The organism is Enterobacter sp. CFEC122, assembly GCF_052983755.1.
On the sequence record NZ_JBRIQR010000020.1, the window covers coordinates 43,527 to 57,732 of the forward strand.

Annotated in this window: 15 protein-coding genes; 4 read left to right on the top strand and 11 right to left on the bottom strand. The window is 57.1% G+C overall.

Annotated elements, in window-relative coordinates; translation table 11 throughout:
- Position 1: 1 nt before the first annotated feature.
- The 4 genes from livG to livK are packed head-to-tail and all read right to left on the bottom strand — an operon-like array spanning position 2 to position 4,122.
- Positions 2-769: a high-affinity branched-chain amino acid ABC transporter ATP-binding protein LivG gene (gene livG, locus ACVCAM_RS15260; protein ID WP_008500101.1), complete on the bottom strand. Its 768-nt coding sequence runs from the start codon at positions 767-769 to the stop codon at positions 2-4.
- Positions 766-2,043 carry a branched chain amino acid ABC transporter permease LivM gene (gene livM / locus ACVCAM_RS15265; RefSeq protein ID WP_008500100.1) on the bottom strand — a complete coding sequence of 426 codons (1,278 nt, stop codon included), beginning with the start codon at positions 2,041-2,043 and terminating at the stop codon, positions 766-768. The genes livG and livM overlap by 4 nt, the downstream gene beginning before the upstream one ends.
- Positions 2,040-2,966, bottom strand: a complete 927-nt coding sequence (gene livH, locus ACVCAM_RS15270) for a high-affinity branched-chain amino acid ABC transporter permease LivH (protein ID WP_008500099.1) — start codon at positions 2,964-2,966, stop codon at positions 2,040-2,042. Before livH ends, livM begins: the two co-directional genes overlap by 4 nt.
- A 46-nt stretch (positions 2,967-3,012) precedes the next feature.
- A complete protein-coding gene (gene livK, locus ACVCAM_RS15275) occupies positions 3,013-4,122 on the bottom strand; it encodes a high-affinity branched-chain amino acid ABC transporter substrate-binding protein LivK (RefSeq protein WP_008500098.1) in 1,110 nt (369 codons plus the stop codon).
- A 424-nt stretch (positions 4,123-4,546) separates the two neighbouring features.
- Here livK and panM point away from each other — a divergent pair, with 424 nt between their 5' ends.
- Positions 4,547-4,930, top strand: a complete 384-nt coding sequence (gene panM / locus ACVCAM_RS15280; protein ID WP_008500097.1) for an aspartate 1-decarboxylase autocleavage activator PanM — start codon at positions 4,547-4,549, stop codon at positions 4,928-4,930.
- Positions 4,931-4,994: 64 nt separating this feature from the next.
- Here the strand turns inward: panM and livJ are convergent, their stop codons facing one another.
- The 6 genes from livJ to ftsY form a co-directional block, all read right to left on the bottom strand.
- Positions 4,995-6,095: a branched chain amino acid ABC transporter substrate-binding protein LivJ gene (gene livJ / locus ACVCAM_RS15285; RefSeq protein WP_072201786.1), complete on the bottom strand. Its 1,101-nt coding sequence runs from the start codon at positions 6,093-6,095 to the stop codon at positions 4,995-4,997.
- 197 nt (positions 6,096-6,292) lie between these two features.
- Positions 6,293-7,558, bottom strand: a complete 1,266-nt coding sequence (locus tag ACVCAM_RS15290; RefSeq protein ID WP_008500095.1) for a 4-aminobutyrate--2-oxoglutarate transaminase — start codon at positions 7,556-7,558, stop codon at positions 6,293-6,295.
- Between the two features lie 136 nt (positions 7,559-7,694).
- A complete protein-coding gene (gene rpoH / locus ACVCAM_RS15295; protein ID WP_008500093.1) occupies positions 7,695-8,552 on the bottom strand; it encodes an RNA polymerase sigma factor RpoH in 858 nt (285 codons plus the stop codon).
- A 251-nt stretch (positions 8,553-8,803) separates the two neighbouring features.
- Complete coding sequence (gene ftsX, locus ACVCAM_RS15300) at positions 8,804-9,859, bottom strand: permease-like cell division protein FtsX (protein WP_023326488.1); 1,056 nt, start codon at positions 9,857-9,859, stop codon at positions 8,804-8,806.
- Entirely contained in the window at positions 9,846-10,517 is a 672-nt protein-coding gene (gene ftsE, locus ACVCAM_RS15305; protein ID WP_008500091.1) for a cell division ATP-binding protein FtsE, read from the bottom strand. Before ftsE ends, ftsX begins: the two co-directional genes overlap by 14 nt.
- A 2-nt stretch (positions 10,518-10,519) precedes the next feature.
- Positions 10,520-11,980 carry a signal recognition particle-docking protein FtsY gene (gene ftsY, locus ACVCAM_RS15310; protein ID WP_407222965.1) on the bottom strand — a complete coding sequence of 487 codons (1,461 nt, stop codon included), beginning with the start codon at positions 11,978-11,980 and terminating at the stop codon, positions 10,520-10,522.
- Between the two features lie 127 nt (positions 11,981-12,107).
- Here ftsY and rsmD point away from each other — a divergent pair, with 127 nt between their 5' ends.
- Both rsmD and ACVCAM_RS15320 read left to right on the top strand, forming a co-directional pair.
- Positions 12,108-12,710, top strand: coding sequence for a 16S rRNA (guanine(966)-N(2))-methyltransferase (gene rsmD / locus ACVCAM_RS15315; RefSeq protein ID WP_407222964.1), 603 nt, complete (start codon positions 12,108-12,110; stop codon positions 12,708-12,710).
- On the top strand, positions 12,694-12,975 hold the full coding sequence (locus ACVCAM_RS15320) for a DUF1145 family protein (protein ID WP_008500088.1): 282 nt from the start codon (positions 12,694-12,696) through the stop codon (positions 12,973-12,975). The genes rsmD and ACVCAM_RS15320 overlap by 17 nt, the downstream gene beginning before the upstream one ends.
- Positions 12,976-13,057: 82 nt before the next feature.
- Here the strand turns inward: ACVCAM_RS15320 and ACVCAM_RS15325 are convergent, their stop codons facing one another.
- Complete coding sequence (locus tag ACVCAM_RS15325; RefSeq protein WP_008500087.1) at positions 13,058-13,417, bottom strand: DUF2500 domain-containing protein; 360 nt, start codon at positions 13,415-13,417, stop codon at positions 13,058-13,060.
- A 129-nt stretch (positions 13,418-13,546) separates the two neighbouring features.
- Here ACVCAM_RS15325 and ACVCAM_RS15330 point away from each other — a divergent pair, with 129 nt between their 5' ends.
- Positions 13,547-14,173, top strand: coding sequence for a lysoplasmalogenase (locus tag ACVCAM_RS15330; protein ID WP_008500086.1), 627 nt, complete (start codon positions 13,547-13,549; stop codon positions 14,171-14,173).
- The last annotated feature ends 33 nt before the right edge of the window (positions 14,174-14,206 follow it).

Consider the following 14,206-nt stretch of genomic DNA (forward strand, 5'->3'; position numbering starts at 1 on the left):
CTTATGCCTCACCCAGGTATGCGCGGATCACGTCCGGGTTGTTGCGGATCTCTTCCGGCGTGCCGTTTGCCAGCGGCGTGCCCTGGTTGACCACGTAGATACGGTCGGAAATGCCCATCACCAGCTTCATGTCATGCTCAATCAGCAGAATGGTGGTGTCGTGGTGATCGCGCAGCTCGGCAATCAGCTCGTCCAGCTCTTTGGTCTCTTTCGGGTTGAGGCCCGCCGCCGGTTCGTCGAGCATGAGGATTTCCGGCTGCGTCACCATGCAGCGCACAATCTCCAGACGACGCTGGTCGCCGTAGGCCAGGTTGCTCGCCTGACGGTTGGCGTGCTGCAGCAGGCCAATGCGGTCGAGCCAGGTGGCGGCGCGATCGAGCGCTTCATCCTGGGCGCGGCGGAAGGCCGGGGTTTTCAGCAGGCCGGAGAACAGCCCGGTTTTCAGCTGCTGATGCTGCGCCACCAGCAGGTTCTCAATCACCGTCATCTCGCGGAACAGACGCACGTGCTGGAAGGTACGCACCACGCCCATGCGGGCAATCTGCTGGCCCGGCAGCCCTTCAAGATGCTGATCGCGCAGCATGATGGTGCCACCCGTCGGCTTGTAGAAGCCGGTCAGGCAGTTAAAGACCGTGGTTTTCCCCGCGCCGTTCGGGCCAATCAGGGAGACAATCTCTTTCTTGTGCAAATCCAGATTCACGTTGTTGACCGCCAGCAGGCCGCCAAAACGCATCATCAGACCGTTAACGGATAATAATGGCTGACTCATGCCTGTTCTCCTTTCGCTTGCCCGTTCTTCAGCTTCAGCTGTGGACGGGTCATCGGCAGCAAGCCCTGCGGACGCCAGATCATCATCAGCACCATCAAACCACCCAGCATTAACATGCTGTATTCGTTAAAGTCGCGCATCAGCTCGCGCGAGACCACCAGCAGGATGGCCGCCAGGATAACGGCGAACTGCGAGCCCATCCCGCCCAGCACCACAATCGCCAGCACAAAGGCGGATTCGGCAAAGGTGAAGGATTCCGGGCTGACGAAGCCCTGACGCGCGGCAAACAGCGTCCCGGCGAAACCGGCAAACGCGGCGCTGATGGTGAACGCGGTCAGCTTGATGCGGGTCGGGTTCAGGCCCAGGGAGCGGCAGGCAATCTCATCTTCGCGCAGCGCTTCCCACGCGCGACCCAGCGGCATGCGCAGCAGGCGGTTAATCACGAACAGGGTGATGACCACCAGCAGCAGCGCCACCAGATAGAGCCAGATGACGCGGTCGGACGGGTCATACTTCACGCCGAAGAAGTTACTGAAGGTGTCCCAGCCGCCTTCGCGGGCGGTACGGCTGAACTCCAGGCCAAAGAAGGTTGGTTTCGGGATCTGGCTTATGCCGTTCGGGCCGCCGGTCACTTCGGTGTTGTTCAGCAGCAGGATACGGACGATTTCACCGAAGCCTAAGGTCACAATCGCCAGGTAGTCACCGCGCAGGCGCAGCACCGGGAAACCGAGCAGGAAGCCTGCGGCGGCAGAAACCAGCCCCGCCAGCGGCAGGCAGGTCCAGAAGCCAAGCCCGTAATAGTGGTTCAGCAGCGCGAAGGTGTAGGCGCCGATGGCGTAGAAGCCGCCGTAGCCCAGCACCAGCAGGCCTGAGAGCCCCACCACCACGTTCAGACCGAGACCGAGGATCACGTAGATCATGGTCAGGGTAGCGATATCCACGGTTCCACGAGACACCACGAACGGCCACGCCACGGCAGCCACCAGCAGCGCCACGAGGAACAGCTTCTGCTTAACGGTAGACCCGTCGATTGCCGGCAGGACGAATTTCGGCCCGGAGACGTTTTTCAGCGACTTCTGGAACAGCGGACGCAGCAGCTGGAACAGGAACACCACGGCGGTACCGATAAACACCCACTGCCAGCGGATGTCGGGGGCGGTATCCACCACCAGTTTGGTGCCATTCAGCTCAAGCTGGACGCCCATAAAGACGCCCGCCAGCACGAAGAACATGGCGGCAGAGAGCAGCGCCATTGCAAAATGCATCGGTTTCATACTTTCTCTACCTCCGGACGGCCCAGAATACCGGTAGGCATGACCAGCAGAACCAGAATCAGCAGGGCAAACGACACCACGTCTTTATATTCCGTGCTCAGATACGCCGAAGAGAGCGCTTCCGCCACGCCCAGGATGAGGCCGCCAATCATCGCGCCCGGAATACTGCCGATACCGCCCAGCACCGCCGCGGTAAAAGCTTTCATCCCGGCCATAAAGCCGATGTACGGGTTGATCACGCCGTAGAACTGGCCGAGCAGCACGCCCGCTACCGCCGCCATCGCGGCGCCAATCACGAAGGTCAGGGCAATCACGCGGTCGGTATTGATGCCGAGCAGGCTCGCCATCTTCAGGTCTTCTGCGCACGCGCGGCAGGCGCGTCCCATCCGCGAGTAGCGGATGAACAGCGTCAGGGCCAGCATCGCAATAAAGGTCACGACCCAGATAACCAGCTGCATGGTAGTGATAGAGGCCGCGAAGTTTTCGCTGGCTCCCACAATCCACTGGCCGTTAAACAGGCTTGGCAGCGCCACGTCGCGCGAGCCTTCGGTCAGGCTGACGTAGTTTTGCAGGAAGATCGACATCCCGATGGCGGAAATCAGTGCAATCAAACGCTTGGAGCTGCGCACCGGCCGATAGGCCACGCGCTCGATGCTCCAGCCGTAGGCGCTGGCAATCACAATCGCGCCGACAAACCCGGCGGCGACCAGCAGCCAGCTGCTGTCGATGCCCATCATCATCAGGGCGGCGATAATCATAAAGGAGACATAGCTACCGATCATGTAGACCTCGCCGTGGGCGAAGTTGATCATGCCGATAATGCCGTAAACCATCGTATAGCCGATGGCGATCAGCGCGTAGGTGCTTCCCAGCGTGACGCCGTTAAACATCTGCTGCAGGAAATAGAGAAACTGCTCGGACATATGCAAACCTTTTTATACCCGCCCGTCATGCCGGGCGGTGGGATAATTATTTGGCGGCCGAAGACGAACCGTCGGCGTGCCACTTAAAGACACCAAACTCAAATCCCTTCAGATCGCCTTTCTCATCCCAGTTCAGCGGCCCAATCACGGTGTTCGCCCCGTGTGCTTTTAAATCTTTCACCAGATCCAGCGGTTCTTTGCTGCCGGTACGATCCAGCGCGGTGGCCAGAGACTGTACGGCGGCATAGGTGATCCAGACGTACGGACCACTCGGATCTTTCTTCTGCGCCTTGAGCGCATCCACGATAGCCTTGTTGGCCGGATCCTGGTCATAGCGTTTTGGCATCGTCACCAGCATGCCTTCGGCAGAATCCCCGGCGATGTTGGACAGGGAGGCATTGCCCACGCCCTCTGGCCCCATAAACTGAGTTTTCAGACCGGTGGCCCGCGCCTGACGCAGCATCTGCCCCATCTCCGGGTAGTAGCCGCCGTAGTAAACAAAGTCGATATTCTCTTTTTGCAGACGGGCGATCAGCGCGGAGAAGTCTTTCTCACCGGCGGTAATGCCGTCGAAGAAGACGATGTTCGCGCCGCCTTTTTTCAGGCCGTCCTGAACGGAGCGCGCCAGGCCTTCGCCGTACTGCTGCTTGTCATGAATAATGGCGATACGCTGCGGCTTGACGGTTTCAAGGATGTATTTGGCGGCGGTAGGCCCCTGAGAGGAGTCCAGACCGGCGGTGCGCATGATGTGCTGGTAGCCGCGCTGGGTCAGCTCAGGGTTAGTGGCGCCAGGGGTGATCATCAGAATGCCTTCGTCTTCGTAGATATCAGACGCGGGCTGGGTGGACGATGAGCACAGGTGGCCGATCACATACTGGATGCCATCGTTGACGATTTTGTTGGCGACCGCGACGGCCTGTTTCGGATCGCAGGCGTCGTCATACTCCACGCCCACCAGCTTGTCGCCTTTGATGCCGCCCTTAGCGTTGATGTCTTTGATGGCCTGGCGCGCACCGTTGAACTCCATGTCACCCCACTGGGCAACAGGGCCGGACATCGCACCCACTACCGCAACTTTTATGTCTTCCGCCATGGCGGCATGCGAGATCGACAGTGCGACCATCCCCGCGATTAACGTCTTCGCGTTCCTTTTCATCTCTGAATCCCCATTCGTGATGTCGTGTTTATATTTTGTTTTATTATGGTTAAAAAGCATTCTGTACTTTTAATGAACAACGCTATTTTTACCAGTGCCTTTAATGGTTTAGCGCAGGTTTTTGTCAAAAACCAGACTAAAATCTCTATTTTTCAGGCGATTAAGCAAAGATAATATTCTGAAATCAGGCAGAGATAAACAAATAAAAGTGCAGTTTGCAGCATAAAATAACGGTACAAAGCGCCGAATAAATCACTGCCATTCAGGTTAAAATCCTGCTTATTTTTCGATCCATGTGTTTTCAAACTGCCCAACGCGCTGCCAAAAAACTAATCACCTGGCAAACGGCGATAAAAAGAGGAAGCCGCTGAGCGAATAAATTGAGTACACTGCCCCTACTCAATTTGATTTGGACAAGCAGCTAATGAAACTGACTATCGTGCGTCTGGTGACCTTTAGCGACCAGGATCATATCGACCTGGGCAAGATCTGGCCGGAATATTCCCCTTCGTCGCTGGCCGTCGACGAAAATCACCGTATCTATGCCGCGCGCTTTAACGAGCGTCTTCTGGCCGCCGTTCGCGTAACGCTGAGCGGCACGGAAGGGGCGCTGGACTCGCTGCGCGTGCGTGACGTGACCCGCCGTCGCGGCGTGGGGCAGTATTTAATTGAAGAAGTGCTCCGCGAAAACCCGGGCGTGACCTCATGGTGGATGGCCGACGTGGGCGTGGAAGACCGCGGCGTCATGGCGGCGTTTATGCAGGCGTTAGGGTTTACGGCGCAGGAGAGCGGGTGGGAGAAGCGCTAAAAGAAAGCCGGGTGGCGGCTGCGCCTTGCCCGGCCTACAATTTCTACCGCATTTTCCCAGGGTATTATTTGGCGTCAGTTGCCGTGCCGTTAGCATGCCAGTCAAACACGCCGAACTCAAAGCCCTTCAGATCGCCCTTCGCGTCCCAGGAGAGCGGCCCCATCACGGTTTCCACCGTGTTGGCTTTCAGCCAGGTGGCAATCTCAGCCGGATCGGCTGACTGATTCAGACCTGCCTGCAGAGACTGCAGCGCTGCGTAGGTGGTCCAGACGAACGCGCCGCTTGGATCCTGCTTCTTCGCCTTGATGGCATCTACGATAGGTTTGTTCGCTGGCACCTGGTCGTAGTTCTTCGGCTTGGTCACCAGCAGACCTTCGGCAGATTCACCCGCGATGTTAGACAGGGAAACGTTCGCCACGCCTTCCGGGCCCATGAACTGGGTTTTCAGACCCGCAGCGCGCGCCTGGCGCAGGATCTGGCCCATTTCCGGGTGGTAGCCGCCGTAGTAAACGAAATCGATATTCTCTTTCTTCAGACGCGCCACCAGGGTGGAGAAGTCTTTCTCGCCGGCGGTGATCCCGTCAAAGAAGACCACGTTGGCATTGCCTTTTTTCAGACCGTCCTGCACCGCACGGGCCAGACCTTCGCCGTACTGCTGTTTGTCGTGAACAATCGCGATACGCTGCGGCTTCACTTTTTCCAGAATGTACTTAGCCGCCGTTGGGCCCTGATCGGAGTCCAGACCGGTGGTACGCAGGGTCAGCTTGTAGCCGCGCGCGGTCAGCTCCGGTGCGGTCGCAGCCGGGGTGATCATCAGAATACCTTCATCTTCGTAGATGTCAGACGCGGGCTGAGTAGAAGAGGAGCACAGGTGACCGATAACGTATTTGATGCCATCGTTGACCACTTTGTTCGCCACCGCGACCGCCTGTTTCGGGTCACAGGCATCGTCGTATTTTACGATCTGCAGTTTTTCGCCCTTGATACCGCCCTTAGCGTTAATGTCTGCAACCGCCTGTTCTGCGCCAGTAAACTCCTGGTCGCCGTACTGCGCTACCGGACCGGACATGGCGCCAACCACAGCCACTTTGATGTCTGCCTGCGCCATGGTGCTGAATGCCAACGCGATACATCCTGCCAGTAACGCTTTACCCTTCATGTTCATCCTGAGATTCCCCATTATTATGGTTATTACGATTGTTGTGATGTTGTTGTGCAGCGCTTTATTTCAGTTATAGGTGTGCTGTTCGCGCTTTTTCAGCATACTCTGCTAAAACATACCCCATTTTTATGATTTTGGAATAGCAAATTTGAAATGAATATATGATAAGCCCGGCAGAGAGTTCCGCCGGGCATGTGGCTTTAACGTGTCAGCGACGCGGAGATAATGTCCAGCGCTTTACGGAACTGCACTTCGGGAATCGTCAGAGGATAGAGGAAACGAATGACGTTGCCGTAGACGCCGCAGCTCAGAAGCAGCAGACCTTCCTGCAGTGCACGCTCCTGCACCTGGCGGGTAAATTCCGGCGAAGGCTGACCCGTTTGCGGATCGTTAAACTCCACCGCCACCATCGAGCCCTGCGCGCGAATATCCGCGATATACGGGCAGTGTTCCTTCGCCTTGTTCAACACTTCCACCAGGTGATGGCCAAGATGCGCCGATCGCGTGCAGAGATCCTCTTCGTCAATCACGTCCAGCACGGCGTGCGCCGCCGCAATCGCCAGCGGGTTACCCGCGTAGGTACCGCCCAGCCCACCCGGCGCGGGCGCATCCATCACCTCAGCACGTCCCGACACCGCAGAGAGCGGCATCCCGCCCGCCAGGCTTTTCGCCATGGTGATCAGATCGGGCTTCACGCAGTGATGTTCCATCGAGAACAGCTTGCCGGTGCGGGCGAAGCCGCTTTGCACCTCGTCGGCAATCAGCAAAATGCCGTGGGTATCGCACAGGGCGCGCAGCGCCTGCATAAAATCAGCCGGGGCGATGTTGAAACCACCCTCTCCCTGAACCGGTTCGAGAATAATCGCCGCGACCTGGTCAGGGGCAATATCCGCTTTAAAGATACGTTCCAGGCTTTTTAACGCCTCAGCGGTGCTGACGCCGTGCAGTTCATTCGGATACTGGGCGTGATAAACCGAGCCGGGGAAAGGTCCAAAGCCGAGCTTGTAGGGCGCGACTTTGCCGGTCAGCGCCATGGTCATAAAGGTGCGGCCGTGGAACGCGCCGCCGAAGGTGATAAGGCCGGGGCGTTTGGTAAAGGCGCGGGCAATTTTCACCGCGTTTTCGACCGCCTCAGCCCCCGTCGAGAAGAACGCGGTTTTGGCCGGGCCGTCAATCGGCACGCGCTGGTTGATGCGCTCGGCAAGCGCCACGTAGCCTTCGTACGGCACAATCTGGTAGGCCGTATGGGTAAACGCGTGGAGTTGTTTTTCTATAGCGGAGATGACTTTAGGATGGCGATGGCCGGTATTCAGCACCGCGATCCCGGCGGCGAAGTCGATGTACTCATTGCCTTCCACGTCCCACACCGTGGCGTTTTCGGCTTTATCGGCATAGAAGTTACACATCACGCCGATGCCGCGCGGCGTCGCCTGTAACCGCCGGTCGTTCAGTTCGTTGTTTTTCACCCTGTCCCCCTGAGAAAGTCGCCTGCTTAGCGCATCAGTAAGTGTTTGCCAGGGGGAGGGAATTCGCCAGAGCGGGCGCTAAAAAAACAAAACCCCCAGACTCTCATCCAGGGGTTCTCGGTGTACTTCGCGTTAATTACGCTTCGATAGCGGCGCGAAGTTTCTTCATGGCGTTCTTTTCAAGCTGACGGACACGTTCCGCAGAGACGCCGTAGCGGTCGGCCAGCTCCTGCAGCGTGGACTTGTTGTCTTCGTCCAGCCAGCGGGCGCGGATAATATCCTGGCTACGTTCGTCGAGGCCTTCCATCGCATAGCTCAGCTTGTTCGCGGCCTGATCTTCCCAGTTGTCCTCTTCGATGCCGTCGGCAAAGTTAGAGGTTTTATCCTGCAGATACAGAACCGGTGCCATCGGCTGGCTGTCAGATGCGTCGTCGTCGGAAGACATGTCAAAAGTCATGTCCTGCGCGGCCATACGGGATTCCATCTCACGCACGTCTTTGCTGGAAACACCCAGCTCGCGCGCGACCATTTCCACTTCATCCTGATTGAACCAGCCCAGACGCTGCTTGGTTTTACGCAGGTTGAAGAACAGTTTGCGTTGCGCTTTTGTCGTGGCGACTTTCACGATACGCCAGTTGCGCAGCACGTATTCATGAATTTCTGCTTTGATCCAGTGGACGGCGAAGGAGACCAGTCGCACCCCCACTTCCGGGTTAAAGCGACGCACAGCCTTCATCAGGCCGATGTTACCTTCCTGAATCAAGTCCGCCTGCGGCAGGCCATAGCCCGCATAATTACGAGCAATGTGAACAACAAAGCGCAGGTGAGACAGGATCAGCTTTTTCGCTGCTTCCAGATCGCCCTGGTAATGCAGCTTTTCAGCAAGCTCCTTTTCTTCCTCGGCCGTTAACATCGGCCAGGTGTTCGCAGCCCGGATATAGGATTCCAGGTTACCAACAGGGGCTAAAGCTAAAGTTTGCATTTCTTTGGTCATTCATTCCTCTCAGTGTTTCTTCTGGTCCAGGCTGTCCCCGTCAGGCAACAACCATGCCAAAGCGTTTGAGCAACGAGATTAGCATTCACTCTTTTATCAGACAGTGATTTTATCCACAAGTTCCAGGTGCAACGGTGAATAAATTACGCACAAAATGTGACATGGAGATGATAACAGGGGAAGAGACAACAGGGACGCTTTCCCTGCAGAGCGAACATCTCGGTGCAGGGAAAGATTATATCACGCTTTTATTAGTCGGGAGTAAAGTGACGTAAATGTTGAACGGTTGCCAGCCACGCTGCCACCCACCCAATCATCGAACACACCAGCAGCAGTAACAGGCACTCATCGAACCCTAAACCACTGATATCAAACTTGGTTCCGAAAACCTGCGCCACTTCAGTCACGGCAGAGGAAAGCCGCATCACCAAAATTTCTGACAATATCAGTGAAAGAAATGCGCCGGAAAAACCGAGCAGTGCGCCACCGTAAAGGAACGGTCGGAGGATGAAGCCATCCGTCGCACCAATCAGTTTCTGCACGTTGATGGTATCGCGACGAGCGAAGATGCTCAGGCGTACGCTGTTGCCGATGACGAGGAAGACCGCCGCCACCATCAGCACGCCAATCATCGCCGCGACGCGGCCTACCAGCCCGGTCAAAGCAGCGAGACGCGCAAACCAGCTGTCATCCATGCGCACTTCATCAATGCCCTTAATGCGCGTGATGCGATCGCGCAGGGTGTTAAGCGAATCGGTCCCCTGGAAATCCAGCTTCGGGATCACCACCGCCACGGCGGGCAGCGGGTTCTCTTCAAGCATATCCAGCGCACCGCCAAAGCCTGACCAGTTGCGGAACTCGCCCAGCGCGTCTTCACGTGAAAGATAGTTGACCTTCTCCACGCCCTGCTCGGCCTGAATTTGCCCAACCACCTGCGCCGCCGCGTTATCGTCGAGCGCTTTATCCAGATAGACCGTGATCTGCGGAGACGGATAATACTGCGACGCTGCCTGGTTGACGTTCTTGTAAACCATGTAGCAGACGCTTGGCAGCGTCAGGGAGATGGCGATTACCATCACCGTCAGGAACGTCGCCAGCGGTTTGCTTTTCAGGTCCTGCAGCGCGCCGTGGAACGCGTAGCGCACCTGCTCGTTAAAGACGTTAGTTTTGCGGGAGGCCGGTTTTGGCGCGGCCTTCTGGCGCTTCGGCGCATTACGATTGCCGTCACCCCCGCCCTGCGGCTTACGGAAACGGTCAAACCGGTTCCCGAACTGCCGAATCTGGTTTATTGCATCACGCTTGTTCACCGTGGCCTCCGTGCAAATGCCCGTCGCTCAGGGTCAGCATGCGGTACGAACGACGGGAAATCAGCCCGATGTCGTGCGTTGCCATCAATACGGTAACCCCTACGCGGTTAAACTCCTCAAACAGACGCAAAATCCCTTCTGACAGGGCATCGTCCAGGTTACCGGTCGGTTCATCCGCCAGCAGCACGGCAGGCTTGTTCACCACCGCGCGGGCGATACCCACGCGCTGCTGTTCACCGCCGGAGAGCTGGATCGGGAAGTTCTTCGCTTTGTCCAGTAGCCCGACCTTATCCAGCGCCGCAGAGACGCGGCGGCGGATATCGTCATAGCTGGCGCCGGCAATAATCAGCGGAATGGCCACGTTATCGAAAACGGTGCGATCCATCAGCAGGTGGTGATCCTGGAAAATCATGCCGATCTGACGACGCAGGAACGGCACCTCACGGTTTTTCAGACGGCTGATCTCATGGCCGCTGAAAAAGATTTTTCCGGCGCTTGGCCGCTCGATCCCACAGATAAGCTTGAGCAGGGTACTTTTCCCCGCGCCGGAATGGCCGGTCAGGAATGCCATCTCGCCCGGCTGCAGGTGAAAGGTCACCCCCTGCAGCGCTTGTCTCCCACCGAGATAGGCCTTGCTGACGTGTTCAAAGCGAATCATTGTTAGTCCTCTCGGGCAAATAATGCCTCAATAAAGTCGTCCGCCTTAAACGGACGTAAATCCTCAATACGCTCGCCCACACCGATGTAACGGATAGGAATGCCGAACTGGTCGGCCACGGAGAAGATCACCCCGCCTTTCGCGGTGCCGTCCAGTTTGGTCAGCGTGATCCCCGTCAGTCCTACCGCTTCATGGAACAGCTTCGCCTGGCTGATGGCGTTCTGTCCGGTGCTGGCATCAATAGTCAGCATAATTTCATGCGGTGCGTCTTCGTCCAGCTTCTTCATGACGCGAACGATCTTCTTCAGCTCTTCCATCAGATGCGATTTGTTCTGCAAACGCCCTGCGGTATCGGCTATCAGCACGTCCACGTTACGCGCCTTCGCCGCCTGGATGGCGTCAAAGATCACGGATGCGGAATCCGCGCCGGTATGCTGAGCAATCACCGGGATGTTGTTGCGCTGGCCCCAGACCTGCAGCTGCTCAACCGCCGCCGCACGGAAGGTATCGCCCGCCGCCAGCATCACCGATTTGCCCTGCTGCTCGAACTGACGCGCCAGCTTGCCGATGGTGGTGGTTTTACCCACGCCGTTCACGCCGACCATCAGAATAACAAATGGCGTTTTGCCTTCAATATTAAGCGGTTCGTCAACTTTTGCGAGAATTTCACCCATCTCGTCTTTCAGCAGGCCGTACAGCGCTTCGGCGTCACGCAATTGCTTGCGGCTCGCCCCTTCGGTCAGATTGGCAATGATCTTACGGGTGGTTTCCACCCCAACGTCCGCAATCAGCAGCTGCTCTTCCAGCTCTTCAAACAGATCGTCGTCGATCTTCTTGCCGCGGAACAGACTGATAAATCCGGAACCTAAGTTTTCTTTGGTTTTAAGCAGGCTGCGCTTCAGGCGCGCGAAGAAACCCTCTTTGGTCGGTTTTTCCTGCTCCTGAACGATCTCTTCTTCGGCCTGCTCTTCTACCGGCACAACGATGACCGCTTCTTCAGCCGCTTCCGCCGCCAGCGCCTGGGCTTCCAGCTCTTCGTCGGTCAGCTCCGGCTCGAGCGCCGCTTCTTCTTCCACCGCCTCAACGATTTCAACGGTTTCCGCTTCGGCCTGCCACTCTTCGGCAGACACCGCTTCGTCTTTGACCTCTTCCGGCAGCGGAAGCTCTTCGTGTTCGATAGCAGCCTGTGGCGCTTCGATAGCGGCTTCTACGACAACCGGTTCTTGCTTCTCGCTCTCCTGAACCTGTTCAGTGACCTCAACCACCTCTTCAGCAAAGGTTTCAACCTCTTCTTTGCTGTGCGCCGTTTCTTCCGCATCGACAACCGCGGCGGTTTCTACTGGCGTTTCAGGCTGCGATGGCTCTTCAACGGCTTGTTGCTCTTCGGTTTTCTGTTCTGTTTCTTGCTCTTTTTCACCGAAGCCCAGCCAGGAAAAGAAGCCACGTTTTTTTTGTTTTGCCATCTGCGACTACACTCCTCGCGGCGCTATATACATGGAAGCTAAAAAAATGATGAAATAGTCTAACACTTTACTTAATTGACATCACCGCCCGCAATCGCAGGCCAATTGTTAACAGAGCTTTCCTGAGATGAAGAAACCCAACCGCGCCCCGGCCGGTCAAATTCGTATTATCGGCGGTCAGTGGCGAGGCCGGAAATTACCGGTGCCGGACAGCCCCGGTTTACGCCCTACTACCGACCGCGTGCGCGAGACGCTGTTTAACTGGCTGGCCCCGTCAATGGTAGACGCCCGCTGCCTGGACTGCTTCGCCGGTAGCGGCGCGCTCGGGCTGGAAGCGCTGTCGCGCTATGCTGCCAGCGCCACGCTGCTGGAGATGGAGCGCGGCGTGGCGCAGACGCTGCAGCAAAATCTGGCGACGCTGAAAGCGAGCAACGCGAAAGTGGTTAACACCAACACGCTGAGCTTCCTCGCGCAAAAGGGCACGCCGCACACCGTGGTGTTTGTCGACCCGCCGTTCCGCAAGGGGCTGCTTGAAGAGACGTTATCCCTGCTGGAGCAAAACGGCTGGCTGGCGGATGACGCAATGATTTACGTGGAAAGCGAAGTGGAGAACGGTTTGCCGCCGGTTCCCGCTCACTGGGATCTGCACCGTGAAAAAGTGGCAGGTCAGGTTGCTTATCGTCTGTATCACCGTCAGGCACAAGGAGGATCCGATGCCGGTACTGATTAATCTGGGACGTTTGCTGATGCTGGGCGTCTGGGCGTTTTTGCTGCTCAACCTGGTGCACCCGTTCCCGCGCCCGATGAATATTTTTGTTAACGTCGCGCTGATTTTCACCTCGTTCATGCACGCCCTGCAGATGGTGATGCTGAAAAACGGTCTGCCGAAAGACGGCCCGCAGATGACAGGCTGGCAGCAGCTGCGCGTGTTTATTTTCGGCGTGTTTGAGCTGCTGGTGTGGATGAAGAAGTTTAAGGCGCAGGTGAAGAAGTAAGGTGCGTTTAGTCGCCCGGCGGCGCTTCGCTTACCGGGCCTACGAAACCACGTAGGCCGGGCAAACGCAGTGCCGCCCGGCGTTACAACTCCGGAACAAACCCCTCAAACCGCGATCCTTTGTAACTCAGCGTTCCTTTTTCCCCCACCGTCAGCTGGTGGTACTGCTGCGCCTCCAGGCGGAAGGTCATCTCCAGGCCGCCCGTTTCCGGCTTAAAGCTCGCTTCATAACGCATTGTTGTGCCCGCAGGCGTCACCTGCTGCTGGCGCGAGCGGCGGTCATTGAGCGGCTTTTCGCGTTTGTTCGTCACTACCACGCGCTTTTGCATCAGCGGCGCGGCATCGTTATCCGCCTTCTCGCGGCGCTGCTGCACGAAGCGGAACGAGGCGGCAATGACGATAATCGCCACCACGATAATGAAAAACAGCGGCATCTTGCTCATTCAACTATCCCATCAGATTATGCGGAATTCAGGATACCCTGCCTTCCCCGGCATTGCCAAACGCCCGCCCGCGTCACTACACTGGATCAGAAACTGATTATTCAGACTTAACAGATACAGGGAGTTAATATGCTTTGGTCATTTATCGCTGTCTGTTTTTCCGCATGGCTTTATGTCGATGCGTCGTACCGTGGTCCCACCTGGCAGCGCTGGCTGTTTAAACCCGTCACGCTGTTGCTCCTGTTGCTGCTGGCCTGGCAAGCACCGATGTTTAATGCCGTCAGCTATCTGGTCCTCGCCGGGCTGTGCGCCTCTCTGATTGGCGATGCCTTAACCCTGCTGCCGCGCCAGCGCCTGCTGTATGCCGTAGGGGCATTTTTCCTGTCGCATCTGCTGTATACCATCTACTTCGCCAGCCAGATGACGCTCTCTTTCTTCTGGCCGCTGCCGCTGGTCCTGCTGGTGATTGGTGCCCTGCTGATCGCGGTGATCTGGTCGCGTCTGGAAGAGATGCGGTTGCCGATCTGCACGTTTATCGCCATGACGCTGGTGATGGTATGGCTGGCAGGTGAACTGTGGTTCTTCCGTCCGACCGCTCCGGCGATGTCCGCGTTCTTCGGGGCCGCGCTGCTGCTGATTGGGAATATCGTGTGGCTGGGCAGCCACTATCGCCGCCGTTTCCGGGCGGATAACGCGATTGCCGCCGCCTGTTACTTTGCCGGGCACTTCCTGATTGTGCGTTCGCTGTATATCTAAATAACGCTTGACTCTGGAGTCGACTCCAGAGTG

Coding starts and splice junctions, on each gene's coding strand:
- livM (WP_008500100.1), bottom strand. CDS start 2,043: ATGAAACCGATGCATTTTGCAATGGCGCTGCTCTCTGCCGCCATGTTC.
- rsmD (WP_407222964.1), top strand. CDS start 12,108: ATGAAGAAACCCAACCGCGCCCCGGCCGGTCAAATTCGTATTATCGGC.
- panM (WP_008500097.1), top strand. CDS start 4,547: ATGAAACTGACTATCGTGCGTCTGGTGACCTTTAGCGACCAGGATCAT.
- rpoH (WP_008500093.1), bottom strand. CDS start 8,552: ATGACCAAAGAAATGCAAACTTTAGCTTTAGCCCCTGTTGGTAACCTG.
- ftsY (WP_407222965.1), bottom strand. CDS start 11,980: ATGGCAAAACAAAAAAAACGTGGCTTCTTTTCCTGGCTGGGCTTCGGT.
- livJ (WP_072201786.1), bottom strand. CDS start 6,095: ATGAACATGAAGGGTAAAGCGTTACTGGCAGGATGTATCGCGTTGGCA.
- livG (WP_008500101.1), bottom strand. CDS start 769: ATGAGTCAGCCATTATTATCCGTTAACGGTCTGATGATGCGTTTTGGC.
- ACVCAM_RS15320 (WP_008500088.1), top strand. CDS start 12,694: ATGCCGGTACTGATTAATCTGGGACGTTTGCTGATGCTGGGCGTCTGG.
- livK (WP_008500098.1), bottom strand. CDS start 4,122: ATGAAAAGGAACGCGAAGACGTTAATCGCGGGGATGGTCGCACTGTCG.
- ACVCAM_RS15330 (WP_008500086.1), top strand. CDS start 13,547: ATGCTTTGGTCATTTATCGCTGTCTGTTTTTCCGCATGGCTTTATGTC.
- ACVCAM_RS15325 (WP_008500087.1), bottom strand. CDS start 13,417: ATGAGCAAGATGCCGCTGTTTTTCATTATCGTGGTGGCGATTATCGTC.
- ftsE (WP_008500091.1), bottom strand. CDS start 10,517: ATGATTCGCTTTGAACACGTCAGCAAGGCCTATCTCGGTGGGAGACAA.
- livH (WP_008500099.1), bottom strand. CDS start 2,966: ATGTCCGAGCAGTTTCTCTATTTCCTGCAGCAGATGTTTAACGGCGTC.